At 69.4% G+C, this 26,200-nt stretch carries 19 protein-coding genes and 1 tRNA gene; 8 read left to right on the forward strand and 12 right to left on the reverse strand.

Annotated features, from left to right (window positions below; translation table 11 throughout):
- Positions 1–37: 37 nt before the first annotated feature.
- The 6 genes from ACR4XJ_RS02085 to ACR4XJ_RS02110 all read right to left on the reverse strand — a co-directional run bounded on the left by ACR4XJ_RS02085 (position 38) and on the right by ACR4XJ_RS02110 (position 8,671).
- The gene (locus ACR4XJ_RS02085; RefSeq protein ID WP_434753646.1) at positions 38–1,987 is read right to left on the reverse strand and encodes a cytochrome c3 family protein; all 1,950 of its coding nucleotides are present in this window, start codon (positions 1,985–1,987) and stop codon (positions 38–40) included.
- On the reverse strand, positions 1,984–3,204 hold the full coding sequence (locus ACR4XJ_RS02090; RefSeq protein WP_434753647.1) for an alpha-hydroxy-acid oxidizing protein: 1,221 nt from the start codon (positions 3,202–3,204) through the stop codon (positions 1,984–1,986). The genes ACR4XJ_RS02085 and ACR4XJ_RS02090 overlap by 4 nt, the downstream gene beginning before the upstream one ends.
- 368 nt (positions 3,205–3,572) lie before the next feature.
- Positions 3,573–5,021, reverse strand: coding sequence for a sigma-54-dependent transcriptional regulator (locus ACR4XJ_RS02095; protein ID WP_434753648.1), 1,449 nt, complete (start codon positions 5,019–5,021; stop codon positions 3,573–3,575).
- Positions 5,018–6,826 (reverse strand): transporter substrate-binding domain-containing protein, encoded by a 1,809-nt coding sequence (locus tag ACR4XJ_RS02100; RefSeq protein ID WP_434753649.1) that lies wholly within the window; start codon positions 6,824–6,826, stop codon positions 5,018–5,020. The genes ACR4XJ_RS02095 and ACR4XJ_RS02100 overlap by 4 nt, the downstream gene beginning before the upstream one ends.
- A gap of 355 nt (positions 6,827–7,181) precedes the next feature.
- Positions 7,182–8,429 carry an ATP-binding protein gene (locus ACR4XJ_RS02105; protein ID WP_434753650.1) on the reverse strand — a complete coding sequence of 416 codons (1,248 nt, stop codon included), beginning with the start codon at positions 8,427–8,429 and terminating at the stop codon, positions 7,182–7,184.
- Between the two features lie 165 nt (positions 8,430–8,594).
- Positions 8,595–8,671, reverse strand: a tRNA-Glu gene (locus ACR4XJ_RS02110).
- A gap of 578 nt (positions 8,672–9,249) precedes the next feature.
- Between ACR4XJ_RS02110 and ACR4XJ_RS02115 the strand changes: the two genes are divergently transcribed.
- Positions 9,250–10,119, forward strand: a complete 870-nt coding sequence (locus tag ACR4XJ_RS02115) for a hypothetical protein (RefSeq protein WP_434753651.1) — start codon at positions 9,250–9,252, stop codon at positions 10,117–10,119.
- A gap of 163 nt (positions 10,120–10,282) precedes the next feature.
- Here the strand turns inward: ACR4XJ_RS02115 and ACR4XJ_RS02120 are convergent, their stop codons facing one another.
- Positions 10,283–10,510 (reverse strand): hypothetical protein, encoded by a 228-nt coding sequence (locus ACR4XJ_RS02120; RefSeq protein ID WP_434753652.1) that lies wholly within the window; start codon positions 10,508–10,510, stop codon positions 10,283–10,285.
- A 110-nt stretch (positions 10,511–10,620) separates the two neighbouring features.
- On the reverse strand, positions 10,621–12,012 hold the full coding sequence (locus ACR4XJ_RS02125) for an NAD(P)/FAD-dependent oxidoreductase (protein WP_434753653.1): 1,392 nt from the start codon (positions 12,010–12,012) through the stop codon (positions 10,621–10,623).
- A gap of 409 nt (positions 12,013–12,421) precedes the next feature.
- Between ACR4XJ_RS02125 and ACR4XJ_RS02130 the strand changes: the two genes are divergently transcribed.
- The 6 genes from ACR4XJ_RS02130 to ACR4XJ_RS02155 all read left to right on the forward strand — a co-directional run bounded on the left by ACR4XJ_RS02130 (position 12,422) and on the right by ACR4XJ_RS02155 (position 21,384).
- A complete protein-coding gene (locus tag ACR4XJ_RS02130) occupies positions 12,422–13,921 on the forward strand; it encodes an aldehyde dehydrogenase family protein (RefSeq protein ID WP_434753654.1) in 1,500 nt (499 codons plus the stop codon).
- A gap of 279 nt (positions 13,922–14,200) precedes the next feature.
- Positions 14,201–15,841: an ArnT family glycosyltransferase gene (locus tag ACR4XJ_RS02135; RefSeq protein WP_434753655.1), complete on the forward strand. Its 1,641-nt coding sequence runs from the start codon at positions 14,201–14,203 to the stop codon at positions 15,839–15,841.
- Position 15,842: 1 nt separating this feature from the next.
- Complete coding sequence (locus ACR4XJ_RS02140; protein ID WP_434753656.1) at positions 15,843–16,673, forward strand: hypothetical protein; 831 nt, start codon at positions 15,843–15,845, stop codon at positions 16,671–16,673.
- A gap of 11 nt (positions 16,674–16,684) precedes the next feature.
- Entirely contained in the window at positions 16,685–19,108 is a 2,424-nt protein-coding gene (locus ACR4XJ_RS02145; protein ID WP_434753657.1) for a penicillin-binding protein 1A, read from the forward strand.
- A gap of 106 nt (positions 19,109–19,214) precedes the next feature.
- A complete protein-coding gene (locus ACR4XJ_RS02150) occupies positions 19,215–19,619 on the forward strand; it encodes a cupin domain-containing protein (RefSeq protein ID WP_434753658.1) in 405 nt (134 codons plus the stop codon).
- 130 nt (positions 19,620–19,749) lie between these two features.
- Positions 19,750–21,384: a DUF4139 domain-containing protein gene (locus ACR4XJ_RS02155; RefSeq protein ID WP_434753659.1), complete on the forward strand. Its 1,635-nt coding sequence runs from the start codon at positions 19,750–19,752 to the stop codon at positions 21,382–21,384.
- Between the two features lie 151 nt (positions 21,385–21,535).
- Here ACR4XJ_RS02155 and ACR4XJ_RS02160 read toward each other — a convergent pair whose 3' ends face one another.
- From ACR4XJ_RS02160 to ilvN, 4 genes are all read right to left on the reverse strand, one after another.
- Positions 21,536–22,096, reverse strand: a complete 561-nt coding sequence (locus tag ACR4XJ_RS02160; protein WP_333506575.1) for a TetR/AcrR family transcriptional regulator — start codon at positions 22,094–22,096, stop codon at positions 21,536–21,538.
- Positions 22,097–22,280: 184 nt separating this feature from the next.
- Positions 22,281–23,477, reverse strand: a complete 1,197-nt coding sequence (buk, locus tag ACR4XJ_RS02165) for a butyrate kinase (protein WP_434753845.1) — start codon at positions 23,475–23,477, stop codon at positions 22,281–22,283.
- Positions 23,478–23,559: 82 nt separating this feature from the next.
- A complete protein-coding gene (locus ACR4XJ_RS02170; protein WP_434753660.1) occupies positions 23,560–24,534 on the reverse strand; it encodes a phosphate acyltransferase in 975 nt (324 codons plus the stop codon).
- A gap of 400 nt (positions 24,535–24,934) precedes the next feature.
- On the reverse strand, positions 24,935–25,417 hold the full coding sequence (gene ilvN, locus ACR4XJ_RS02175; RefSeq protein WP_434753661.1) for an acetolactate synthase small subunit: 483 nt from the start codon (positions 25,415–25,417) through the stop codon (positions 24,935–24,937).
- Between the two features lie 219 nt (positions 25,418–25,636).
- On the opposite strand from ilvN, the gene ACR4XJ_RS02180 reads away from it, so the two are divergent.
- Positions 25,637–26,179, forward strand: a complete 543-nt coding sequence (locus ACR4XJ_RS02180) for a rhodanese-like domain-containing protein (protein WP_434753662.1) — start codon at positions 25,637–25,639, stop codon at positions 26,177–26,179.
- Positions 26,180–26,200: the final 21 nt, after the last annotated feature.

Below are 26,200 nucleotides of genomic sequence, written 5' to 3' on the forward strand. Positions count from 1 at the left end.
GTGACCGGCCCCCTTCATGTGCAGGTTCAGCTCAGGCTCAGCCGTCGCCGTCCTTCCCGTCCGGGCGGTGGCCGTCCTGCTCGTGTTCATGGAGCCCGGTGATCATGCCCTTCACCAGGCCGAGCGGGGTCGCCCCGGTGGTGGCAAGGTACAGGTGGCCCACGCAGAACAGCCCGAAGGCGATGACGATGACGAAGTGCGCCGCCACCAGGAACTGGCGAGGGGCGATGGACGCCGACGCCGGTTCCGGCAGAAGCAGCAGCAGGCCCGAGGCGATGAGCACCGGCATGCCCAGCAGAAACACCACCAGGTAGGCCACGCGCTGCAACGGGTTGAACCGCCGCCGCGCCGTCACCGGGAAGGGATGGGGTTCGCCCCGGAAGATGCCGAAGCAGTAGTAGCGCGCCTGGGTGAACAGGGCGCGCACGCCCTCGCCCGGCCCCGGCAGATACTGGCGGATGTCTCCGGTCAGGAAGGCCCTGGCCACGTAAGCCAGGAAGTTCAGGGCCAGCAGCACGCCGCCCGCGTTGTGGATGCGGGTCGCCGCCTCCAGCCCCAGCGCCCACGGGCTTTCCGTGAAGCGCACCGAAAGCCCGGTGTAGCCCAGCACCACGAACAGCGCGGCGTTGATCCAGTGGGTGACCCGCACGAAGCCCGGATACACGAACTCCGCGACCAGCGGACCGTGGTGTTTTCTGCCCCTGACCATGTGTGCCCTGACCATGTGTGCCCTGACCATGTATGCCGTGACGATGCGGCCCAGCGCGTGCAGCGCCACCAGGGCGGCCACGGCGGCAAGGCCGGTGGCGGCCGGGCCGTCCAGTCCGGGCATCACCCGCTTGGGCGGGAAGTAGCCCGAGGTCACCGGTCCCGCGCCGTCCACGTGCACGCTTGCCCGCACCACGATGAGCGAATCGCCCGAGGTGTGGCAGGTGGCGCAGTTGCGCAGGGCGGTCTTCTTCTCGCCGATGAGGTGCGAGTCGGGCGTGGACATGGAGCCGTCGGCGTCGTTGGGTGTGTGGCATTCCACGCACATCACCGAACGGCTGTGGGCGTCCCAGTTGGCCAGGAACGAGTGCGCGGACTTGGCGTCGGGCACGGATCGCCCCGACAGTTCGCGCAGCTTGCCCGCGTCGCCGTGGCAGGCCAGGCACTGGGCGTTGTACATGGCCGTCAGCGGCACGTAGGCCACCTTGGCCGGGTTCTTCGGCTGGGCGTGCGGGTTGTGGCAGCTGTCGCAGGACACCTTGTCGCCCAGCTTTTGGGCGTGGGCGCTCTGCCCGAAAGCCTTCACCTGGTGCGCCAGGCCCACGTTGTGACAGGACAGGCAGGTCGCGTTGTCTGGCCTGGCCACCGCGTGGGGTTGCAGCAGGAAGCTGTCTTCGCCCTTCTGCCCGATGTGGCAGGTGGCGCACGGCAGGTTGGCGTGCGTGCCGCGCATGTAGGCGTCCCGGTCGATATGCAGGTCCAGCGTCTGGCCGCGCTCGGTCACCGGGTGCGGCGGCGTGTCCGCGCCGTGACACGACAGGCAGGCCGTGCTCTGAGCCGTCACGCCCCGCTTGCCGGCCAGCAGCAGGGCCTTTTGCGCCTCGTCACCGGCGAAGGGCGTGGCGATGACCCCGCCCATGGCGTCGGTGGAGGTGACCGCGTTGGACGCCACCTTGCGGTGGCAGGTGGCGCAGTCGCGCGAGGCCGTGGGGGGGTATCCCGTGGCGTCGGACTTGTCGGTGTTGTTGTGGCACTTGAAGCAGGCCTTGTCGGTGAAGTGGTCGGCCATGGTGATGTGGGCCGTCTTCTTGGTGTCGAAGAGCTTCGAGTGGCAGTCGTCGCACCGGAAGCCCTTGGACGCGTGAAGCCTGCCGTCGAACATGACGGTCCCCTGGCCTCCGCCGCCGTAGCGCAGGGCCTTCCCTTCGCTGGTCGCCAGGGCAAGCCCCGGCCAGGCGGTCAGCAGAGCCAGGAGCAGGAGACTCCAGGCTCGTTTCATGCCTGCACCTTTGCTATGACGTTTGAGGTGGCCTTGCGCACGTCGGCCACGCCGGTCAGGGTCATGGCCACGGTCAGTTCGTCCTTGATGGTGTTCATGATCAGGGCCACGCCGTCGCGCCCCGCGCCGTGCGCGCCGCGCACCAGCGGGCGGCCGCACAGGCAGGCGTCCGCGCCGAGGGCCAGGTACTTCAGCACGTCCTGGCCGCGCCGCACCGCGCCGTCCACCAGGATGGTGGTCTTGCCCTTCACGGCGGCGGCGATGGCGGGCAGCACCGTGGCCGTGGCCGGGGTGTAGTCGAGCACGCGGCCGCCGTGGTTGGACACGCAGATGCCCCTGGCCCCCACGTCCACGGCGATGCGGGCTTCCTCCACTGTCATGATGCCCTTGATGATGAACGGCAGGCTGGTGGACTTCGCCAGTTCTGCCAGCTGCTTCGGCGTCTTGGGCTCCACGGTCTGGCCGGGCACGGCGCGGGCGGCGCGGCCCGCCGAGTCGATGTCGATGGCCACGGCCACGCCGCCGGCGTCTTCCACCATGCGGATGCGCTTGATGATCTCGTCGTTGGTCTTGGGCTTGATGGTCACGATGCCCTTGCCGCCGAACTGGGTCTTGAGCACCGAGATGCGCCGCTCGAAGACCTCCATCTTGTCGCCGATGCCGTCGGCCACCCAGCCCAGGGTGCCCGCGTCGAGGCAGCCGCCGAGGATGGAGTTGATGTACTCCTCTTCGGTCATCTTGCCGCCCATGTTGTAGGTGACGCCGCCGGTGACGGCGGAGGTCACGGGCATGGACAGCTTCTGCCCGAACAGGGTGGTGGTGAGGTCGGGTTTCTTGACGTCGTGGAAGGTGCGCATGACCAGTTCGATGCGGGCCAGGGCGTTGTAGTTGTTCTTGAACGCCTGGCCGGAGCCGATGCCGCCCATGCCGGGCACTTCGCCCGCGCAGGCCACGCCGTCGCATTCCGGACACACGCGGCAGATGGGGTACAGCTTTTCGCGGGCCACGCGCAGCACGTCGCCCATCTTCAGCTTGGGGCCGGAGGCGGCGGCCGCGGCAGGGGCCGGAGCAGGGGCGGCGGGGGCGGGAGCGGCGGCGTCCGCAGCCTGGACCGTTTTGACCAGCACGGGGGTGAGCAGCGCGGCGGCGCCGGCCACCATGCCCACCTTGATGAAGTTGCGGCGGGTCGCGTCGGTATCGTTCATGTCCTTGATCATCTGGAGGTACTCCTTCTCCTTGCGTTGCGGCGCGCGGCCCCATGCCGCGCGCGCCACGGAGCGTCGCCGGCAGCGATACGGCCCGTCCGTGGCTGCGACGCGAAAGCAGGTACGATGCCAGTCCGGAGCGTTCCGGCAACTTTGCGGAATCCCTGTGACTATTTGGACAAGACGGAGACGGGGAGGACGCGAAGGGGTATGCCGCCGGGAACGACATTTTTCCTTTCCGAGGAAAGACGAGCATTCACGCCATGTTGGCGACTATTACCAAATGGCGCGACATGCCGCCGGGAATACCCCATCGCCGGGCGTGGCGGCAGGGTTGCGGAAGCATGGCAAACAAAGGGGAGGAACGGCGGGGGAATGCGTCAACAGGCGTCGTCGCGGCGGCGTTGCGCCTTCAGGCGCTTGGACAGGGCGGACTGGGTGACCCCCAGCAGCCGCGCGGCCAGGGTCTGCCGTCCGCCGGAACGGGCCATGGCCTCGTCCAGCAGCAGCCGTTCCGCCTGGGCGAAGCTGGGCAGGGTTGTCAGCCCCGCGAAGGGGTTGTCGCCCTCCGCCACGGCGGCGGCCACGGCGGTTGCCGCTTCCGGCGCGCCGATGTGCCGCTTGAAGACATCCATGGACAGCATGCGCCCGGCGTGCAGGCTGACCGCGTCGTAGACCATGGCCGCCAGTTCGCGCACGTTGCCGGGGAAGGGATACGCGGCCAGCAGCGCGGCCAGCTCCGGGGGCGGGGTGGGCTTGCGCTTGCCCATGGCCGCCGCCGCCTCGCCCAGGAAGTGGTCCAGCAGCGGGGCGATGTCTTCCGGCCGCTCGCGCAGGGGCGGCACGGCCACGTGGTGGGTGCGCAGGCGGAAGAACAGGTCGCGCCGGAAGCGCCCTTCCCGCTCGCTGGCGGCAAGGTCCGCGTGGGTGGCGGCGATGACGCGGGCGCACAGCCTGCGCGGCTGGTCGCTGCCCAGCGGGTAGTATTCGCCCTCTTGCAGCAGGCGCAGCAGCTTGACCTGCGAGGCGATGGACAGGTCGCCGATCTCGTCGAGGAACAGCGTACCTTCGGCCGCCTCTTCCACCAGCCCCCGGCGCGGCGCGTCCGCCCCGGTGAAGGCCCCGCGCACGTGGCCGAACAGCGTGTCCGCGAACACCGCGTCGTCCAGCCCGGCCACGTTCAGGGCCACCAGCGGGCCGCGCCTGCCGCTCAGTTCGTGGGCGGCGCGCACCAGGCTTTCCTTGCCCACGCCCGATTCGCCGGTGACCAGCAGGGGGCGGGGGCTTCCGGCCACGGCCTCGATGTAGGCGAAGATGGCGTGCATGGCCGCGCTGCGGGTGTGGATGGCCGCGAAGACCTCCGGCCTGCGCAGTTGGCCCGACACCAGGCGGCTGGCCACCTCGCGGTTTTCGGCGCGTAGTTCCAGCATGTGCATGGCCCGCATGATGCCGCCCACGATGCGCGATTCGTCGTCGGTCTTGACGTAGTAGTCATAGGCCCCAAGGCGCATGCATTCCACGGCGGTGGCCAACTGGTTCATGCCCGAAAGCACGATGCAGCACACTTCGGGGTGGCGTTCGGCAATGGCGGCCAGCAGTTCGACGCCGGACACGTGCGGCATGGTCAGGTCCAGCAGCACGAGGCCGACGCCCCCCGCGTCCAGGATGTCCATGACCTGCCGGCTGTCCTGGCAGGCGCGCACGTCGGAGAACCCGGCCGAGAATTCCAGCAGTAGGGTCATGGAGGCCAGCCAGTCCGCCTCGTCGTCCACCAGGAGGATGCCGGGGGCCGCGAGGCTTTCCGGGGTGTCGGCACAGTATCCGCTCATGACGCGCCGCCGCCTGCCACGGGCAGCACGAGGCGCACGGTGGTGCCCCGGCCCGGTTCGGAGGTGAAGTCCAGGCTGCCGCCGTGCTCCTGCACGATGCCCGCCGAGACGGAAAGCCCCAGCCCCGTGCCGCCGCTGGTGCGTTTGGTGGTGAAGAAGGGATCGGTCAGGCGGGGGATGTCCTGCGGCGCGATGCCCACGCCCTCGTCCGTCACGGTGAGCACCACGGACTTGCCGTCCGGCGCGGCGGCGGTGGACACGGTGATGCCCCGCTCGCGCGGGTCGCGCGGGTCGCCGTCTTCGGGCGCGGGCAGGGCCTGGCAGGCGTTCAGCAGCACGTTGACCACCACCTGCTCCATGCGCGAGGGGTTGCCCCACACGGGCGGCAGGCCGGGGGCGAAGTGCGTGTCGCAACGCGCGGTGGCCTTGTGGATGGAACTGCCCACCAGCCGGACGGCCTTTTGCGCCACCTCGCCCAGGTCGAAGGACTGGTGGTCGCTGGCGGGGGCCACGCGCGAGAAGTCGCGCAGGTCGTCCACGATGCGCCGGATGCGCTGGGCGCTTTCCTCCACCACCTCGACGATGCGGGGCAGCTTGTCGCGGATGCGCGAATAGCTGCTGCCGCCCAGCGGAAAATCGCCCTTTTCGCGGTACACCTCGTCCAGCACGCGCATGGCTTCCGCGTTCAGCTTCTTGAGGATGGGCACGTTGACCAGGATCAACCCGTTGGGATTGTTGATCTCGTGCGCCACGCCGGAAACCAGCACCCCCAGGGCGGCCATCTTGTCGGCCTGCACAAGTTGCTGCTGGTTCTCGCGCAGTTGCGAAAGGGCGTCGGACAGCGAGCGGGTGCGCTGGTCCACCTGCCGCTTGAGCGCGCGCGTCCACAGCGCCGCCGCGCACAGCAGAAGCAGCAGCGGCCCCAGCACCACGGCCGCGTAGCGCGCCACCATCCGGGCGGAGATGCCTTCCGTGTCCATGACGCCGAACCACTTGCGGCGCAGTTCCTGATAGCGGCCGGACTGCTTGACCAGGGCCAGACCTTCGCCCAGCAGGGCCAGGGTGGCCTCGTCGCCGTGGCGCACGGCAAAGCCGTAGGGCTGGCTGGTGACGCTTTTCGCCACCACGCGCACGTTGTCGATGCCGTCGTGCTCCAGCGTGAACATGCCGGGCAGCATGGCGACCACCGCGTAGTCGGCCTCGCCGCCCGCCAGACGGCGAAGCCCGCCCACGGGGGTCTTGGAGAAAATCAGGTCCTTCTCGTAGCCCATGCCGTCGAGAATGTCGTTGATGCTGCCGCCGGGGTGGACGATGACCTTCCTTCCGGCCAGTTCTTCCAGCGACGAGACGGCGGGCGTGCCCTTGCGGGCGAAGATGGCGTGGTTGATGGTGGTGTGCGGCGGGGTCAGTTCCGCCTCGCGCAGCCACAGGTTGGAGTACGGGGTGCGTTGTAGGGCGTCCACCGTACCGTCGGCAAGGGCGTCGTGCAGGCGCGACCAGTCCATGAGCACGAACCGCACGGGCACGCCCATGGCCTCTCCCACGGCGCGCGAAAGGTCCACATTGAAGCCGGTGGGCTGGCCCTTGTCGTCCAGGTATTCGTAGGGCGGGTAGTTCCTGTCGCCGCCGATGACCAGCACCCGCTGCGCGGAGGCCGCGTCCTGCGGCTGGACGACAGGAGCCGCGCGGGCCGGGGTGGCGGAGGAGGCGCGGGACGGGGAGGCGGGGGCGACGATGCAGGCAAGGGATACTGCAACGGCAAGGGCACACGCACGGATCACGGCCAGAGGGATGCTGCTGGGCACGGGTTCGAAGCCTTGCGTGTCTGGCCGGAGTGCCGGTTTGCTGCTGAGGGTGCGCACCCGGCAGTCATAGGAACTCGGCGGGGTGGCGTCAACGTGGCGGGGCATGGCGGGGCTTGGGCGAGGAGCCGGGGGGACAGCGGGCGGCGTCGCCCCGGCAAACCCCATAATCGGATGGAAACGGATGAAATTGCGGCTGGCCTGTCAGACAACGGGGAAAGCGACTATCCCCCTCGTTCCAAACGCTGACGTGCCGCGCGCGCCCGGCGGGCACCCCCGGCTGCTGTTCTCCCGCGCGTCCGCACCAGCGGATCGGCAAAACCGGCAAAGAGCCTCCCAAGTCGCTGCCTACCCGCGTTTACCCTGCAAACACCATCCCGATGGGCACCGCAAGAATCCTGTCTCCCATGGGTATGGCTTCCTGACCGGTGTACACGACCACGCCCCGGACGAAGCGATCGCCCAGCGCGTCGCGCAGTGACGCCAGCCCCTTGATGTCGTGCGATGCCACGCTGGCGGCCAGCTTCACTTCCACGGCTGCCACGCGCCCGGCCCGGTCTTCCAGCACCACGTCCACTTCCTCGCCGCCTTGCGAGCGATAATGGTAGAGCGACACCGGATGTTCCGTCCAACTGCTCTGTTTCAGCAGTTCCCCGGCGACGAAGGATTCCAGGAGCCGTCCGGCCAGGATTGAATCGTCGGCCAGACGCGCCGCATCAGCGCCGCACAGATGGCAGGCCAGACCGGAATCGCAGACGTGGATCTTGGGCGACTTCACCAGCCGCTTGCTCAAATTGCTCGACCAGGCGGGCAGAAACCAAATGAGGAACAGCGCCTCCAGCAACGGGATATACCTGCCCAGAGTGCTGGCGGGCACGCCCACGCTCCGCGAAAGTTCGGCCTGGTTGTGCAACGTGCCGGAACGGACGCCAAGCAGACGCAACAGGCGGATCAACCCGCTGATATCCTGAATAGTTGCGATATCGCGCACATCCCGTTCCACCAGGGTGGTGATGTACGAGTCGAACCAGGCGGCGCGACGCCTGGGGCTGCTTCTGGCAAGCACCTCCGGGTACCCCCCCACGGCGACGGCTTCCAGGAGCGCGTCCCTGGTCAATGGAACCGGTGCGTTCCCGGACGGGAAATCCTTTTGGAACAGCGCGTGGATGAAGTCTTCCCGGACACCTGCCATCTCCCCCTGCGAAAGCGGATACAGAGTCAATACTTCCATGCGGCCCGCCAGAGAGTCGGCAATGCCCGGCAAGGCCAGAATGTTGGCAGAACCGGTCAGCAGATAGCGTCCGGGGTGACGTTCGCGGTCAACATCCTCCTTGATGGCCAGCACCAGGGCGGATGCGCGTTGCGCCTCGTCGATGATCAAGGGCTTCTTCAACCCCTGCAGGAAACCCGTCGGGTCATCCAGCGCCCCGGCCAGAGCGGTTGCCGAATCCAGGCTGATATATTGACGGCCATCGGTATCGACAGTTTTTTCGGCCAGTTGCTTCACCAGCGTTGTCTTGCCGGTTTGGCGGGCGCCCCGCAGGAAAACGACCGGAGTGTCGGACAAGGCTTCCAGCAGCCGGACATGTATCGTGCGCTTGCTCATGGTGTAAAATATGCCATCACGTGGGTGATTTTACAAGCCTACAGGACCAGATTTCCAACCGAACCGATGCAAGACCAATTCGGGCCTGGCGTTCCCGATCAACCCCGCAAAATCGAGAGAGCGGCAAGGTATTTCGTACCTTGCCGCTCTCTCGATTCCGAAATTTGGCGTCCCCAAGGGGATTTGAACCCCTGTCGACGGCGTGAAAGGCCGTTGTCCTGGGCCAGCTAGACGATGGGGACGCGCTGGCGCGCCGGTGGCGCGGAGCGATTCAATAGCCAACGGGAAGGCGGCGCGTCAACTGTTTTTTCGGCGGGCATGGCGGGTTGGGCAGGCCGCCGTGCTCACGGACCGCACGGCCGCGATGTCAGTCGTCCATCCTCCACCGCCCCCCTCCCCCTCACAAAATAACGCCAGCCGCCGCCCGCCGCGCTTGACGCCCCGCTGCGCGGCCTTATCCCTATGGTAAGGGAAAGGTCATGCAAGTCCGGGAAGGCCCCTGCTTCCCAGACATACATGGCAGAGGCCCGCGGGTGCTCCCCTGGCCCCGCAGGTAAACCCCGGCGGAGGATGCAACGGAATAATGCCGACGGAACACTTCCCGATGAAAGGGATTTGCCGGTGAACCTGGTCCCGAGCCCATACGGCAATGCCGGGGCGGACCAACCGACGGTTCGGAAAATTCAGGCAAATCCCTTTCTGTTTGTCGTTATTTCCTGCTATAGGCGGACGACGTCGGTCACATGCGCACGCGGCTCGCACTCCGCGTGGCCCGCAAGACCCGAAACCATCCATCAGGCCCCGGCGCCCGGGCACGACCATGTTCCGCCTCGAACCACTCACCCATCTCTTCGACCTGCTGCACCATTACTGGGAACACCCGCGCACCCAGCGCCGGGTGGCGCTCGGTCTCATCTTCGCGTTCATCGGCGGCATCATCGCCATCGAACTGAACCGGCGCGGCCTGCTGACCGGCCTGCCGGAAGAGCTGACCCGCTTCGTTCCCTCCAACCATTTCCAGGCCGTCAACTTCGCCTTCACCATGCTGCTGGTGCTGGAAGTGATGAGCCTGATCCTGGTGCTGTCCTGCTCGCTGTCGCGCTCCGTCGGCAAGCAGTTCGAGATCCTCGCGCTGATCCTGCTGCGGAACTCCTTCAAGGAGCTTTCGCACATGCACGAGCCCATCACCCTGTCGCTCGATCTTCAGCCCGTGCTGCACATCATCGTGTCGGCCAGCGCCGCGCTGGTGATCTTCCTGTGCCTGGGCCTGTACTACAAGGTGCAGCGGCCGCAGGGGTACATCACCTCGGCCATGGACCGCATGCACTACGTCATGGCCAAGAAGATCCTGGCGCTCGGCCTGTTCGTGACGTTCATCGGCGTGGCCCTGTGGGACGGCTGGATGTTCGCCACCACCGGCCAGTCGTTCGACTTCTTCGAGACCATCTACACGGTGCTCATCTTCGCGGACATCCTGATGGTGCTGGTGGCGCAGACCTTCATGCCCTCGTTCCACGCGGTGTTCCGCAACTCGGGCTACGTCATCGCCACCCTGCTCATGCGCATCGCCCTTGGCGCGCCGCCGTTCTGGGACGCGGGCGTGGGCATCGTCTCGGCGCTGTTCGCGCTGGCGCTGACCTGGGCCATCCGGGTGTTTCCGCCCAACTCGGTGTCCTCGTCCTGTTCGTAGGCGGGGCTCGCAGGCGGGGCGCGCCGGAAAAAGACCACGAAAAAGGGGCGTTCCACCACAGGCGGAGCGCCCCTTCATCGTGCCGTTCACGCGTCATGCCCGGCCGGTTCCCGGCCGAAAATCCGCCGGGGTGCACCCCCTCCGGGCCGACGCGCGGTACCTGTTACATGCGCCAGGTGCCGGGTTCCTCGCGGAGATACATGTCCATCTCCTCGCTGATCCCCACCCGCACATCCCCCTCGCCGTCGGTGAGGCAGATGTTGCGTTCGGGGTCCAGGCCCACATCCAGGGCCAGCCCTTCCAGCCGTTCGATCAACCGCTCGAAGTCGTCCCGGACGGCCGGGTCGCTGTCCCATACGTGCCGTGGCACGCGTGCTATGCCGGTGAACATGCGCATCACCTCCCTCGCGCTGGGCGCGACTGGTGTCTCGTCCAAGAACATAAGACCGGAACGGCGGTTTTCAAGACACGCGAAGGGCCGTTTCCCGCCACGCCGCCGCGCTACAGCCGTTCGATGATGGCCTTGGCCGGGATCAGTCCGGTGGCTGCGGCGGACACGATGTTGCCCGCGACCCCCGGCCCGTCGCCCGCCACGAACAGCCCCTTCAGCGAGGTTTCCAGGCGGTTGTCCGTCTCCACCTGCGTGGCGAAGAACTTGATCTCCGGCGCGTAGAGCAGCGTTTCCTCGTTGGCGATGCCGGGCATGACGTTGTTCAGCTGCTCCAGCCCCTCCACCAGGTTGGTCACGATGCGTTCCGGCAGGGCCATGGCGATGTCGCCGGGCACCACGTTGGTCATGGTGGGCTCTATGTAGCCCTTGTTGACGCGGTTCCACGTGGACCGGCGGCCCCGCCGCAGGTCGCCGAAGCGTTGCAGGATGGGCTTGCCGCCGCCGATGATGGTGGCCAGCCGCCCGATGGCGGTGCCGTAGCCCTGGTTGTCGGACACCGGGTCGGTCAGCACCACCTTGGACAGGAAGGCGAAGTTGGTGTTCTCCGACTTGCGGTGGCGGTAGGCGTGACCGTTCACGCACACGAAGTCCTGGTAGTTCTCCAGCGCGATGAACCCTTCCGGGTTGGTGCAGAAGGTGCGGGTCTGGTCGTCGTACTTGTCGGTCTGCACGAAGAAGGTGGGGTCGTAGATCACGTCGGTGATGTCCGACATGATGTCCTTGTGCACCTCCACGCGCACGCCCACCTCTATGCCGCGCTGGCTCACGGCCAGGCCGTGCCCGCGCGCCAGTTCGCCCACCCAGTCCGCGCCCACGCGGCCGGGGGCGATGATCACCGCCTTGCAGGAATATTCGCCCTTGTCGGTGACCAGGCCGCGCACCGCGCCATTTTCCACGGTCAGCGCGCGCACTTCCTCGCCGGTGCGGATGTCCACGCCCTTGTCGCGGATGTGTGCGCACATGGAGGCGATATGGTCGGGCAGGCAGTCGCTGCCGAGGTGTTTCTGCTTGATGAGCAGCAGGTCGATGCCGTGCTTCTTGGCCTGCTTGCGGATGGCCTTGGCCGCCTCCATGTCCGAGGGGTAGACCGGGCCGTCCATGCCGAAACGGTTGAAGATGGTCTCCGTCTCGTCGATCAGGGCTTCCGCCTCGGAACGGGGCATGAACTGGGTAAGGTCGGTCTTGCCCAGCTTGTGGATGAAATTGAGCTTGCCGTCCGAAAACAGGCCGCCGCCGCCCATGCCGGACAGGATGTGGCACGGCTTGCACTTCAGACACTTCTGCGTCTTGTTGATGGGGCAACTGCGCTTGCGCACGTCCTGCCCGCGCTCGATGAGGCAGGTGCGCAGGCCGGAATGCTCGGCAAGATGGTACGCGGCGAACAGCCCGGCCGGGCCGCCGCCCACGACGATGACGTCGAACTGATTGGAACCCTTTGACATCGTGAAAACTCTCCCTGACGGATCATTGCGGCATCCGCGCGGCATGGGGAAAGGGGCACCTGCGTCGCGCCGTGCCACGGGCACGCCGAAGGGGCGCAAGCGGTGTCGCGTGCGCCCGCAGTGACCGGCCCCGTCAGTGCTGGTTTCAGAGTGCTGCTTCCAGACGCCGGGCCGCACGAAGGCCAGTCTACCCTGCACCGCAAGCGCCAAACCTGTCAAGACGCCCGCGCAGCCGTGTTTCCCCGCCGCCCCCACTGGCGCGGCGACACGGGATGCGTTATCAGTACACAATGGCGAACCGTACCGGCGGGCGTCCCGCGCCCCGGCCAGCCGCCAGCCTTCCGCCGAACCCTCCGCATCGGGCGGGGCGCATCCGCCCCGAGCCGGAACGTCCGCCAAGGAGCGCGCCATGACCCAGACCTCCGCCACCAGTTCCGCCCAGCCCTCCGCATCCCCCTTCCCGTCCTCCCCTGCCGATGCCGCCGCAGGCGCTTCCGTCGCCGGGCCCTCGGTCATCGGTGAGGACATGGCCGCGCTGGCCGCGCGCCAGAAATCGTTCATCGCCTCGGGCGCGGTGCTGCCCTCCGGCGCGCGGGTGGACGCCCTGCGCCGCCTGCGCGAAGGCGTGCAGGGCTACCGCGACCGCCTGGCCGACGCCATCCGCGCCGACTACGGCCGCCCGGAGCACCCCTTTCTGGTGCGCGAGGTGGTGCCCGCGCTGCACGAGATCGACTGGCTGATCAAGGCCGTGCCCGGCTTCTGCGGCGGGCGGCGGGTGCTCTCGTCGCTGGGGCAGTTCAAGGCGCGCAGCTACGTGCGCCGCCAGCCGCTGGGCCGAGTGGTCGTGCACGGTCATTGGGCCGACCCGTTCCGCAGCCTGCTGGTGCCCCTGGCCGACGCCGTCGGCGCGGGCAATGCCGTGGTGCTGCGCCCCTCGGCCGAAGCCCCGGCCACGGCAGAGATGGTGGCCCGGCTGGTGCGCCAGTACTTCGAGCCGGAGCACGTGGCCGTGGTCACCGGCGGGGCGGAAACGGACGAGGCCCTGCTGGCCACCGCGCCCGACTTCGTGTGGTACGACGGCGACACGCGCGGCGCGCGAACCATCGCCGCGCTGGCAGCCCGCACCCTGACCCCGTACGCCGCCATCACCGGCGGGCCGTCCGCCGCGCTGGTGCACGGCGACGCGGACATCGCCATGGCCGCCCGGCGCATCGTGTGGGCCAAGTTCCTGCACGCCGGGCAGCTGCGCGCCGCGCCCGACGTGCTGCTGGTGCAGCGCACCGTGCTGGACCGCGTGCTGGACGCGCTGCGCGCCGAACTGGAACGCGCCTTCGGCCCGCAGCCCCGCGCCAGCGCGGACTTCGGCCGCATGGTCTCCGCCGCCGGGTTCGTGCGCCAGGCGGAACGGCTGGCCGCCGGGCGCGCCCTGCCCTTCGGCCCCGGGGATTCCCAGAACCAGCCGGACCGGGAAGCCCTGTACGTGCCGCCCGCCCTGATCACCGACGTGCCCGACGACAGCCCGGTCCTGCGCGAGGAGGGCTTCGGCCCCGTGCTGGCGGTGCGCCCCTACGCCCGTCTGGACGAGGCCACGGCCTTCCTGGCCGGGTTGCCCGCGCTCACCGCGCTGTACGCCTTCACCACCGCCCACGCGCGCGGCGAACGGCTGATGGAAACTACCCGCGCCGGGGCCGTGCTGATCAACGACGCGGCCACCCACTTCGCCAACCCGCGCCTGCCGCAGGGGGGCGTGGGCGAAACCGGGCACGGCGCGGTGGCGGGCCCGGCCGGTCTGACCACCTTCTCGGCCCCGTGCGCGGCCGCCGTGGGCTCCAACTTCTTCGACATCCCGCTGCGCTTCGCCCCCGGCTCGGACCTGAAGCTGAAGGTGCTCAAGCGGCTGTACAGGTAGCAAACCCCGCGCGGCGGCAAGAGCCCCGCGACAACCGCACACGCCTGAACGGGAAGGGCGGGCAGCGGGCCGCCATGGCCGCGTCCCGCCCTTCTGGACACCCCCACTCCGAGAGGCTACATTCCCTGCGGCGCCGTTCGGGAGCGGTTCGCGCCAGACAGGTTCGCGCCAGACAGGTTCGAACCAAAACGATTCACACCAGACACGCTCCCCGGCACGCGGTTTCGCCCGCGCCCGCCGCCCCCATCCCCCCTATCCCCACAGGTCAGCTTCGCGCGCATGCCCGCATCCATACACCGGCCCGAATTCCGCCCTTCCTCCCCGGCCCCCGTCTGGGAACGCAACCCCGCCCTGTGCGCGGGCGCGATCATCGCCGTCACCACCCTGGTCCGGCTGTGGTTCGTGGTGTCCGGCCAACTGGACCTGGTGCAGGACGAATCGCAGTACTGGGACTGGTCGCGCAGGCTGCAACTTTCCTACTACTCCAAGGGGCCGCTCATCGCGTGGCTCATCCACACCTGGACGGCCCTGCTGGGCGACACGGAAACCGGCGTGCGCATGGGCGCGGTGGTCAATTCGGCCATGGCCCAGACCCTGCTGTACCTTGGCGTCGCCCGGCTGTTCCGCGCGCCCGCGCTGGGCGTGCTGACCCTGTTCGTTGCCAACGCCACGCCACTGTTCATGGCCTCGGGCGTGCTGATGACCACCGACAGCCCCCTGCTGCTGTGCTGGGCCGGGGCGCTGTTCTGCCTGCACTGGATATCGCGCGAACCGCGCCGCCGCGCGCCATGGGTGTTGTTGTTCGTCTGCATGGCCCTTGGCGTGCTTGCCAAGTACATGATGCTGGCCATGGGCGGGGTGGCCGTGCTGTGGCTATGGGGCCTCGCGCGCCACGGCCTGCTGGCGCGCGGCGTGGCCTGGCGCGTGCTGGCGGTGATGGCCGCCGGTTCCGCCGTGGGCATGCTGCCCATCCTGGCCTGGAACATCGCCAACGACTGGGTCAGCTTCCGCCACGTGGCCACCCTGGCCGGGGTGGCGGGCAAGGCCGCCAAGACCTTCCTGACCCCGGACCGCCTGCCCGAGCACCTCGGCGCGCAGGCGGGCATCATCACCCCGTGGTGGCTGGGCCTGATGCTGGCGGGCGGCTGGCGCGCCCTGCGCAACGCCTGCACCGGGCGCACGGACGAAGCCGCGGCCGACGCGCCCCTGCTGCGCCGCGACATCCTGCTGGCCGCCGGGTTCTGGCCCCTGTGGGGCGGCATGACCCTGTGGAGCCTGCACACCCGCATCTATCCCAACTGGCCCGCCATGAGCTATGTGGCGGGCATCATGCTGGCCGCGTGCTGCCTGGCCGACCTGCTGGCCGCCCGCCGCCGCGACGCCGCCCTCCGCGCGGAGGGCGCGCGCACCACCGCCTGGCGCAGGCTGGTGCCCGTATGGGCGGTGCTGGGCGTGCTGACCTTCGGCCTGGTGCACGCGCAGGACGTCCTGCCCCTGCCGCCGCAGTACAACCCCGCCACCCGTCTGAAGGGCTGGGCCGACCTTGGCGAACACCTCGACGAGGTGCGCCGCCAGCTGCCCGACCCGGACCGGGTGTTCTTCTTTTCCGACGCCTACGACATGACCGCCTCGCTGGCCTTCTACGCCCCCGGCCAGCCGGTGACCTACTGCGCCGACTTCGGCCGCCGCATGAGCCAGTACGACATCTGGCCGTCGCCCGCCGACAAGGTGGGCTGGGACGCGGTGCTGGTGCGGCGCGACGGGCCGGACATGCCCCGCCAGCTTGGCGCCATGTTCGACTCCGCGCAGGTCACCCGCTACCAGTCCACCCACCGGGGCAAACCCGGCCGGGCCTTCTGGGTGGTGGTGCTGCGCGGCTTCAACGGCAACTGGCCCAGTTCGGGCTCCGGAGCCTACTGACATGGCGCGCGCCCCCCGTCCCCCCGCAACTTCCGGAACGCCGGGAACGCCGGACGCCCCCTGCGCCCGGCCCCACGCCAGACCCCATGCCAGACGGGACGCGCCCGCGCCCGATCCCTCGGCCTGCGCCCGCTGCGCGGCGCAAGGCCCCACATGCTGCTCCACCACCCCCGGCGAGGAGGAATTCTGCTTCCCCCTGTCCCGCTCGGAATGGGAGCGCATCGTGGAATGGTGCGACCACGTGGGCGGATTCGCCACCGAGCGCAACACCCGCCCCTTCGTGGACGGCATGAAGCGCCTGTTCCCCGGCGAGGAGGCGGCCGTGGAAGCCCTGTTCCCCCTGCACGGCGAACACCTGCGCCTGGCCGTGGACCGGCGGGGCGACTGCGCCTTCTTGGGGGCCGAGGGCTGCCGCCTGCCGCGCGAGGCGCGGCCCTGGTACTGTCGCCTGTTTCCCCTGTGGATGCGCGGCGAGCGCATCACCCTGTTCACCCCGGACCACTGCGTGGCCGTGCGCGAAGGGCGCACCCTGGCCAGCGTGCTGGCCGCCGTGCACCTGACGGAAAAGGACGTCCGCCTGCTGTTCGGGCGCATGCGCCTGGCCTGGGGCCTGCCCCCGCTGGACTCCCCGGAGGCCGGGCTGCCCTTCACCACCCCCGTGGCCGATGACGTCGAGGCCCCCGCCGCGCCGCCTCCCCACGGAGCGCGGGACGCGGCCCCCCTGCCCAAACCCCAGCCCGTCCCCGATCCCCGCACCGCGCCGCGCGGCCGCCGCAGGCCGCCCCGGCCCGGCAAACCCGGTGCTCTGGACGACGGGCCGGAAACGTTGTAACGCGCACCCCCATGAAAAAACTGCTGCTCACCCTCGGCATCGTCGGCGCGCTGGGCATTGCCGCCGCGGCCGGGCTTGCCGCCATGCTGGTGGTCTGGGCCTCGCACGACCTGCCCAGTTTCACCCGCATCGCCGATTACCGCCCCCCCCTCGTCACCACCGTGTACGCCCGCGACGGCAGCGTGATGGGCTACTTCTACCGCGAAAAGCGCTTCCTCGCGCCGCTGGACAAGATGTCGCCCCGCGTTCCGCAGGCGTTCCTGGCCGCCGAGGACGACGGCTTCTACCGGCACGAGGGCATCGACCCCATCGCCATCTTCCGCGCGTTCCTCAAGAACATGCAGGCCGGGTCCATCAAGCAGGGCGGCAGCACCATCACCCAGCAGATCGTCAAGCGGCTGCTGCTGACCTCGGAAAAGAGCTACGAGCGCAAGATAAAGGAAGCCATCCTTGCGTACAGGCTGGAAAAATACCTGAGCAAGGATGAAATCCTCACCATCTACCTGAACCAGATCTACCTCGGCGGCGGCGCCTACGGGGTGGAGGCGGCGGCGCGCACCTACTTCGGCAAGCACATCAACGAATTGTCGCTGGCCGAGGCGGCGGTGATCGGCGGCCTGCCGCAGGCCCCCTCGAAGTACAACCCCTTCCGCGACCCCGACGCCACCAGGCAGCGCCAGATGTACGTGCTGCACCGCATGCTGGAGCTGGGCTGGATCAACCGCGCCGAATACGACGAGGCCGTGGCCCAGCCCCTGGTGTACCGGTCCATGGACGACAGCGGCTGGCGCGAGGGCGCGTGGTACCTCGAAGAGGTGCGCCGCCAGCTCATCGACTTCTTCAGCGAGGCCAACGTCAAGCGCCTGGGCCTGAAGGTGGACCGCTACGGCGAGGACGCCATCTACGAACTGGGCCTGCACGTGCGCACCAGCATGGAGCCGGTGCACCAGGCCGCGGCGGAAAAGGCCCTGCGCACCGGGCTGGACGACGCCTCGCACCGGCACGGCTGGCGCGGGCCGCTGCAACGGCTGAAGCCCGCCGAGTACGACGCCTTCCTGAAGCACGAGAACTTCACCCCCGCCGCGCTGGCCGACGGCGCATGGGCGCGGGCGCTGGTGACCAAGGTGGTGCCGCAGGGCGCGGAAGTGCGCCTGGGCGCGTACCGGGGCTTCATCGACGTGAAGACCATGGCCTGGTGCCGCACCCCGGACGTCCGCTACGCCCCCGAGCACGTGGCCGCCGTCAAGGACGCCCGGAAGGTGCTGGAGGTGGGCGACGTGGTGTGGGTCTCGGCCCTGGGGGCCGACGGCAAGGCCGCCAGCTACAACCCTTCGCTGGTCTCGCAGGCCGGGGTCATCCAGCTTTCGCTGGAACAGTACCCCGACGTGCAGGGCGCGGTGGTGTCCATCGAGCCCGACTCCGGCGACGTGCTGGCCCTGGTGGGCGGCTACAGCTTCAGCGACAGCCAGTTCAACCGGGCCGTCCAGGCCAGGCGGCAGCCCGGCTCGTCGTTCAAGCCCATCGTGTACTCCGCCGCCATGGACCACGGCTTCACCGCCGGGTCGGTGGTGCTGGACGCGCCCTTCGTGTACCTGAACGAGTACACCGACAAGATCTGGCGGCCGGAAAACTTCGAGGGCGTGTTCTACGGCCCCACCCTGCTGCGCACGGCGCTGGCCAAGTCGCGCAACCTGTGCACCATCCGCGTGGCCCAGAAGATCGGCATTCCCGCCGTCATCGAGCGGGCCACGGCGCTGGGGCTGGAAGGGCCGTTCCCCAACGAACTCTCCGTCAGCCTCGGGGCGGTGGCGGTTTCGCCCATCAACATGGCGGAAGCCTACACCGCCTTCGCCGCCGAGGGGCGCGTGGCCAAGCGCAGGTTCATCCATTCGATACAGGACGCCTGGGGCGAAACGCTGTTCGAGTCCAAGCCCGACGTGCGCGAGGTGCTCAGCCCGCAGAACGCCTTCATCATGGCGACCCTGATGAAGGAAGTGGTGCAGGACGGCACGGCCACCCGCGCCAAGGCGCTGGGCAGGCCCCTGGCGGGCAAGACCGGCACCACCAACGACGAGCGCGACGCCTGGTTCATCGGCTACACCCCGCATCTGGTCACCGCCGTGTACGTGGGCTTCGACCAGGTGGCGCCCATGGGCAAGTTCGAGACCGGCGGGCGCGCCGCGCTGCCCATCTTCGTGGACTACCGCAAGGTGGTGGAGCCCTCGTATCCGCCGGACGACTTCCCCATGCCCCCCGGCATCGTCATGGTGCGCGTGGACGGCAAGACCGGCCAGATCGCCGGGCCCGGCTCCGAGACCAGCTACCTGCTGCCGTTCCAGTTGGGCACCCAGCCCACCTCCACGGCGGGCGACCCGGCGCATCGTGGCGACGACGACACCAAGAGCGCGGAAGACCTGCTGAAGCAGCTGTACTGAACCGGAAGGGCCGCACGCCGCGCAAGGTTGCCGCGAGCGTGCCGGAGGCATCGGACGCACGGGCGGACAGGCCCGGCACGGGCACGGCGCACCCAAGGGAACGACCATGGCCAGACCCGCGACCAATGGCGGCGCCGCCGCCACGCTGACCACCCGTGCCGGGGCCGCGCCCTACGTCACCCGCGACGGGTCCATCATCCGCGAACTGATGCACCCCGCCGTGCACGGCAACCGCAACCAGTCGCTGGCCGAGGCCGAGGTGCCCCCCGGCTGCGTCACCCTGCTGCATCGCCACCCGCGCAGCGAAGAACTGTACCACGTCACCGCCGGACAGGGCCTGATGACCCTGGGCGAGTCCACCTTTGCCGTGGGGCCGGGCGACACCGTGCACATCGCCCCCGGCACGCCGCACCGTATCGCCAACACCGGCGACGGCCCGTTGCGGGTGCTGTGCTGCTGCGCCCCGCCCTACGGCCACGACGACACCGACCTGCTGGACCCCGCCGGGTAGGCGCGCCGCGACAGGCCGCGCCGCCCTCCAGCGCCGCAAGTTGCGCGCCCCCCTCGCCCCGCCGCGCGAAACGTGCTATGGGGTCGGCATGAGCATTTTCTCCACCGGAGGCGCAACGCGCCGACCGACCTTGTCCCTGCTTTCCTTCCGCCCCGTCCGCGTGACGGCCCTGGCCGCCGTGCTCGTGCTGGCCGCGTTTCCCGCGCAGGCCGCCCAGCAGGCCCAGCCGCCGGATTCCTCCGCAGCCCGGCCGGCAGCCGCATCCCCGCCGCCCGCATCGGTCACCCAGGCCGCCGACCCGCTGCCCGCAACGCCCACGTCCGTGGTGCTCTACCCCCGCTCCGCGCGGGTCATGGTGGAAGAGCGTGTGGCCGTGGAGCCCGCCCCCGGCGGCGGGCAGGCGTTCCGGCTGGCCCTGCCCGCCGGGGCGGATCCGTCCACCCTGTCCGTGACCGTCCCCGGCAACGCGGTGGCGTCGGTAAGCGTCCGTGAGGTTGATGCCGGGGACGCCCCGCGCGTGGCCCGCCTGCGCGCGGAACTGGCCGGGCTGCGCCGCGAGGCCGCGTCCGTCACCGGGTCCATCGCCGCCACCGAGGCGCGCATGGCCCTGTGGTCCAAGCCGCCGGTGACCAACGCCCCCACCGCCGACCTGGAACGGCTGGACGCCCAGATGGCCAGGCGGCTGGCGGAACTGAACACCACCCTGCCCGACCTGCGCGACAGGGAAGCCGGGCTGGCGGCGCGCATCGACCGGCTGGAGCAGGAACTGAACGACGCGGGCGGCGCATCGCGCACGGCCCCGGTGGCCACGGTGCTGCTGACGGCCCCGGCGCGCGGCGCGCTTGCCGTGAGCTACGCCTACACCCTGCGCGACGCGGGCTGGCACCCCGCCTACCGGCTGGAGGCCTTCCCGGACAAGGGCACGGTGGGCTTCACCTTCGAGGCGGAAATCCGCCAGGGCGGCTCCGTGGACTGGACCGGCGCGCGCCTGTCCGTGGCCACGGTGGAGCCGGGCGCGGCCCTGCAACCGCCGCCCCTGCGCGACTGGCAGTTGCGGCCCGTTCTGGGCGTGACGCCCATGCCCATGGCCATGAAGGCGGCCCCCGCGCCCGTGGCCGCCGAGGCCATGGCCCTGCGCGCCGACGCCGCGCCCGTGGTGGATGAAAAGGCCACCTACGAGGTGTGGGACCTGGGCCCGCGCACCCTGCCCGCTGGCGGCTCCACCCGCGTGGCCCTGCGCAACGAGGAATGGCCCGCCGCCTTCCGGCATACCGTGCGCCCGGCGGCGGACCCGCGCGCGTTCCTCACCGCCTCCGTCATCCTGCCCGAGCCGCGCCACTATCCCACGGGCGAGGCGCTGTACGTGGCCGACGGGGCCAGCGTGGGCAGCGCGTCCTTCGGCCTGTCCGAGAACAAGGCCGACATCTTCTTCGGCAGCGACCCCATGGTGTCCGCCGTCATGCGCCTGGACGAACGCAAGAGCGGCCGCGAAGGGCTGGTGAGCAAGCAGCAGACCCGCGTGTGGGCCTGGACCATCGAGGTGGCCAACCGGCGCGCCACGGCGGTGTCCGTGCGCGTGGAAGACCCGGAGCCGCAGCCGCGCGACACGGCCATTTCCCTGACCGTGGAGTCCGACCCCAAGCCCGCCGCCGAAAACCACCGCCTGGTGTGGAACCTGGACGTTGCGCCGCGCGCCACCGCCACCATCCGCCACACGGTGCGGGCCACGGCCCCGGCCGACATGCGGCTGGATGACGGACGATAGCGGCCACACCCGCCGCGCCCCGCAAAATGACAACGGCCCATCCATCTGGACGGGCCGTTTCATTGCCGAAGGCGGAAACCGGTAAGGACACCGGGCGCGGCATGCGCGGCGCGAAAGGCCGCAAGCCCCCGCCCCGCCGCAAGCTATCCGGTCAGCTCTTGATGCTGCGCTGGCAGAAGGCCACCACCCCGCGCGCCAGGTCCGGCGTTTCCGGCCAGAAGATGCGGCGGCGGTTCAGGCCCAGCAGCAGGATGCCGATGATGCGCGCCGTTTCCGGCACGTCGATGTCGTCGCGCACCGTGCCGTCGCGGATGCCCCGGATCAGGCAGGCTTCCACGGTCTGGAACAGGCTGGTGGACAGCGCGTCCATCACCGCGCGGGCGCTGGGGATGGTGGTGTAGGTGTTCAGCAGCACCCGCGTGTCGGTCAGGCGCATGTCGATGAACCCGCAATGGTCGAGGATCAGCGTTTCCAGCAGGCAATAGCCGCTCTTCTGCCGTTCCTTGATGGCCGCCATCAGCTTCCGGTACTCTTCCAGATAGGTTTCGACGATGACGTCGAACACTTCCTGCTTGGAACGGTAGTGCCGGTAGATGGCCGCGTCCGTCACGTTGGACGTCTTGGCGATCTGCGCGATGGTGGTGCCCTTGAAGCCGTTGGCGGCGAACAGGGCGCGTGCGTTTTCCAGTATCAGGTCCTTGGAAGATGCCATGCGTGCCTCTTTTCTGGATGCGTCCGCCGCAAGGGAAACGAAAGGTGCGGAACGCGCGTTGCGCTGCACACCATAGACACGTTCCCGCACGCGGCGTCAAGCACCGGAATTCGCGCGGGGTCGAAACGGCATGCCGAAACGCCGCTCCCGGAGTCCGGGCCGGAATGCATCGCGCCCCGGCAGGTCAGGCGTAGTCGCCGGGCGTCTCCTGGCCGCGCAACACCCGCAGCACGCCCGACGCCAGGGCGTGCATCTCTTCCACCTCGGGCAGCACCACCACCGGGGCCAGCCATTCCAGCCGCCGGCGCAGCCGTTCCGTCAGCCGGACGCTGCGGGCCATGCCGCCGGTCAACACCACCCCGGCGATGCGGGCCGGGCAGGCATCCGCATTGACGGGTTCGCCGCAGCCGGCGCCGCTGCCGCCGTCCATGAGGGCGGGCGCAAGCGAGGCGATCTCCTTGGCGATGGTGTAGGCCACGGCCTCGAACACCAGCGCGGCGTGGGCGTCGGGCGGGGCGCCGTCACCATCCGCACCACGGGGCGTACCGTCCATGCGCCGTTCCAGCACGCGCAGGTCGTTGGTGCCGCAGTGGGCCCACATGCCGCCCTCGCGCAGGATGATGCGCCGCAATTGCTCGAAGGTGTAGGTGCCGTCCTGCACCAGCGAGAGCACGCCGAGCGACGGCAGGCGGCCGGTGCGCTCCGGCGCGATGGGACCGTCGCCGTCCAGGGCGTTGATGACGTCCACGATGCGCCCGCAGCGATGCGCGGCCACGGAAATACCGCCCCCCATATGCGCCACCAGCCAGCGGTTGGCCGCGTAGTCCACACCCAGCAGCGTGGCGGCGCGTCGCGCGGCGGAACGCTGGCTGAGCGCGTGGAACACGCTGCGGCGCGGCAGGGCGGGCAGGCCCGAGATGCGCGCCACCTCGTCCATCTCGTCGGTGACCGGGGGGTCCACGATGTAGGCCGCCACGCCCCAGCGCGCGGCGTAGTCGTGGGCCAGCGGCGCGCCCAGGTTGCAGGGGTGCTCGCCGTAGCGGGCCTGCTCCAGCGTTTCCAGCATGGCCGGGGTGATGCGCCACGCCCCGCCGGGCATGGGTGGCAGCAGCCCGCCGCGCCCGGCCACGGCGGCCAGGGGCAGATCGGCCATGCCGTGCTTGGCGAGCAGCGCGTCCACGGCGGCGCGGCGGTATCGATACTGGGCCATCACCGTGGGAAAGGCTGCAAGTTCGTCGCGCGGGTGCTCCACGGTTTCGGAAAACACCTCGGTCTCGCCCTCGTACAGGGCCACCTTGGTGGAGGTGGAGCCGGGGTTGATGGCCAGAATGCGTTCGACTGCGGGACCGGAACCGGCGGGGGGAGAGGGTTGGGACGTCAGATGGGTATCCTCGTGATGACGCTGATCCGGGCAACTCCCGGCAAACCAGGACTTTTGGTTGCTGGCAAAGGGGACGGTCCGCTTAACCGCGCGCGGCCAGGGCCAGATACCCCGCCAGCGCGACGGAGCAGAACTTGGACCGTTCGCTGTCCCCGCGCGAGGTGACCACCAGCGGCGCGGAACTGCCCGCCATGGTGCTGGCCATGTCCGCGTGGGCCAGGGTGGTCAGCGACTTGTACAGGATGTTGCCGCTCTCGATGTCCGGCGCAACGAGGATGTCGGCGCACCCGGCCACGGGGTGGTCCACGCCCTTGCGGGCGGCGGCGTCGGGCGAGATGGCGATGTCGAGCGCCATGGGACCGGCCACGTCCGCCGCTCCGAATTCGCCCTGCTCGGCCATGCGGGCCACGATCTGGGCGTCCAGGGTGGCGGGCATGGCGGGCAGGATGACCTTTTCCGTGGCCGCCAGCATGGCCACGCGGGGCCGGGCGATGCCCAGCGCGCGGGCCACGGCCACGGCGTTGTGCACGATTTCCAGCTTGCGTTGCAGATTGGGGCGGATGTTCACGGCGGCGTCGGTCATCATGGCCAGGCGCGTGCCGCCGCCCCGCACGGGCAGTTCGAACACGGCCACGTGGCTCAGCACGCCCTTGGGCGGCAGGCCCGTGGCGCGGTTGAGCACCCGGCGCAGCAGCACGTCGGTGTTCACCAGGCCCTTCATGAGCACCTCGGCCTCGCCGCCGCGCACCAGATCCACGGCGCGCTGCACGGCCTCGCGCGGGTCGGGGGCGTGCACTGCGGCGAGGCCGGAAATGTCACGCGACAGGTCCGCCGCGATGCGCGCGGCCTGCTCCATATCGCCCACCAGCAGGGGCTGGGCGATGCCCCGGTCCATGGCGTCCAGCAGCGCGCCCAGGGCGTGCGCCTCGGCACAGGCGGCCAGCACGATGCGCGGACGCGCCCCGCAGTCGGCCACGCGCGCCACCAGATCGTCAAGGCTGCGCGGTCCCTGCACGCCCGCGTGCGGGCTCTGACAGATGTTCGCTTCAGTGGTCAAACCGGCATGCTCCGCTGGAGATGGACGTCATGAACGGGGAAACGTGTACGCTGGAATCACTTCATGCAGGGGCGGCAAGTTTGCCTGAGCGCAAGGAAGACGGCGTTTCCGCGATGGGAGCGTACTTTTTGGTACGTGACCGGAGCGAAAACGGCGGTTGACGCGGCGATCAGGCAAAATCGCCGCCCCTGCGCGATGCCCGCAGGAATTTTGCCCCGTGGGCAAGGAAAAACGCTGCCGCGCGAAGAAACGTACACGTTGGACATCACTTCATGCAGGGGTGGTAAGTTTGCCTGAGCGCAAGGAAGACGGCGTTTCCGCGATGGGAGCGTACTCTTTGGTACGTGACCGGAGCGAAAACGGCGGCTGACGCAGCGATCAGGAAAAATCGCCGCCCCTGCTAATCGTCGTCGCCGCGCTTCATGGCGACCACCCCCGTCCTCGCCAGACTACGGATGCCGAACGGGCGCAGCATGCGGATGAAGCCGTCCACCTTCTGGGTGTCGCCGGTCATTTCCACGGTCATGGTTTCCTGGCCCATGCCGATGACGCTGGCGCGGAACACCTCGCACACCTGCATGATCTGGGTGGTGGTCTCGCGGGTCACGTCCACCTTCACCAGCACCAGTTCGCGGTCCACGAAGTCGCGGCGCGAAAGGTCCTCGACCGTGGCCACCACGTCCTGGGCGCGCAGTTCGTCAGCGATGGCTTCCAGTTCGGCCTCGTGGTCCTCCACGGTCAGCACGAGGCGCGAGACGTCGAAGTCCTCGGTCTCGGCGCAGGAGATGGAGCGAAAGCTGATGCCCCGGCGCCGGAAGACGTCGGTGGCCTCGGCCACGGCCCCGGCCCTGTTCTTCACCAGCACGGACAATGTATGTTTCATGGCGGCACTCCCATGTGTCGATGAGGTGGAGCATAACGCGCCCGTGGCGCTTCACGCAACGGCTTGACGGAATATCCGCCATGCGTGACCGGCGCTCCCCCCCGGCTTGCCTGCCCTGCGGCCCGGCCCTATCTATGGACAGACGGCGTGGACGCGTGCCCCGGCGACGCCGTACGGCTTCGGCCCGCCATTCACCGCCTGCCCGCAACAGGAACCGCCATGACCTACCGCCCCGAACCCGACGAGGAATTCAGTCCGCGCGCGGAACACGCCCGCATCCCCCATGCCCGCAGGCGCACCTCTCTGCGCACGCTGTTGCTGGGGCTGGCCGCCCTGTGCGTGGCGGTGTACTCGGTGCACGTCATGCTGCCGGAGGGCCTCTCATCCCGCAATGACGCGCAGGGCGCGGCGCAGGCCGCCCCGGCAGCCACCGGCTGGCGCGACGTGACGCCCGGGGAAGCCTACGCCATCATCCAGCAGCGCCAAAACGACGAAACGTTCATGGTGCTGGACGTGCGCACCCCGGCGGAATACGCCGAAGGGCACTTGCAGGGCGCGCGGAACATCGACTTCACCTCGCCGGAATTCCGCGACCGGGTGCGCTCGCTGAACCGCAACCGCACCTACCTGGTGTACTGCCGCTCGGGCAACCGCAGCGGCAAGGCGCTGGAAGTGTTCCGCGAACTCGGCTTCACCTCCGTCCTGCACATGAACGGCGGCACGCTGGCCTGGAACGCGGCCAATCTGCCGCTGGAGAAGTAGGCCGCCCCTCCCCCCTTCCTT

Source organism: Nitratidesulfovibrio sp. D1 (assembly GCF_051133415.1).
Taxonomy (GTDB): Bacteria; Desulfobacterota; Desulfovibrionia; order Desulfovibrionales; family Desulfovibrionaceae; genus Cupidesulfovibrio.

Coding starts and splice junctions, on each gene's coding strand:
- ACR4XJ_RS02085 (WP_434753646.1), bottom strand. CDS start 1,987: ATGAAACGAGCCTGGAGTCTCCTGCTCCTGGCTCTGCTGACCGCCTGG.
- ACR4XJ_RS02090 (WP_434753647.1), bottom strand. CDS start 3,204: ATGATCAAGGACATGAACGATACCGACGCGACCCGCCGCAACTTCATC.
- ACR4XJ_RS02095 (WP_434753648.1), bottom strand. CDS start 5,021: ATGAGCGGATACTGTGCCGACACCCCGGAAAGCCTCGCGGCCCCCGGC.
- ACR4XJ_RS02105 (WP_434753650.1), bottom strand. CDS start 8,429: ATGAGCAAGCGCACGATACATGTCCGGCTGCTGGAAGCCTTGTCCGAC.
- ACR4XJ_RS02115 (WP_434753651.1), top strand. CDS start 9,250: ATGTTCCGCCTCGAACCACTCACCCATCTCTTCGACCTGCTGCACCAT.
- ACR4XJ_RS02120 (WP_434753652.1), bottom strand. CDS start 10,510: ATGTTCACCGGCATAGCACGCGTGCCACGGCACGTATGGGACAGCGAC.
- ACR4XJ_RS02125 (WP_434753653.1), bottom strand. CDS start 12,012: ATGTCAAAGGGTTCCAATCAGTTCGACGTCATCGTCGTGGGCGGCGGC.
- ACR4XJ_RS02130 (WP_434753654.1), top strand. CDS start 12,422: ATGACCCAGACCTCCGCCACCAGTTCCGCCCAGCCCTCCGCATCCCCC.
- ACR4XJ_RS02135 (WP_434753655.1), top strand. CDS start 14,201: ATGCCCGCATCCATACACCGGCCCGAATTCCGCCCTTCCTCCCCGGCC.
- ACR4XJ_RS02140 (WP_434753656.1), top strand. CDS start 15,843: ATGGCGCGCGCCCCCCGTCCCCCCGCAACTTCCGGAACGCCGGGAACG.
- ACR4XJ_RS02145 (WP_434753657.1), top strand. CDS start 16,685: ATGAAAAAACTGCTGCTCACCCTCGGCATCGTCGGCGCGCTGGGCATT.
- ACR4XJ_RS02150 (WP_434753658.1), top strand. CDS start 19,215: ATGGCCAGACCCGCGACCAATGGCGGCGCCGCCGCCACGCTGACCACC.
- ACR4XJ_RS02160 (WP_333506575.1), bottom strand. CDS start 22,096: ATGGCATCTTCCAAGGACCTGATACTGGAAAACGCACGCGCCCTGTTC.
- ilvN (WP_434753661.1), bottom strand. CDS start 25,417: ATGAAACATACATTGTCCGTGCTGGTGAAGAACAGGGCCGGGGCCGTG.
- ACR4XJ_RS02180 (WP_434753662.1), top strand. CDS start 25,637: ATGACCTACCGCCCCGAACCCGACGAGGAATTCAGTCCGCGCGCGGAA.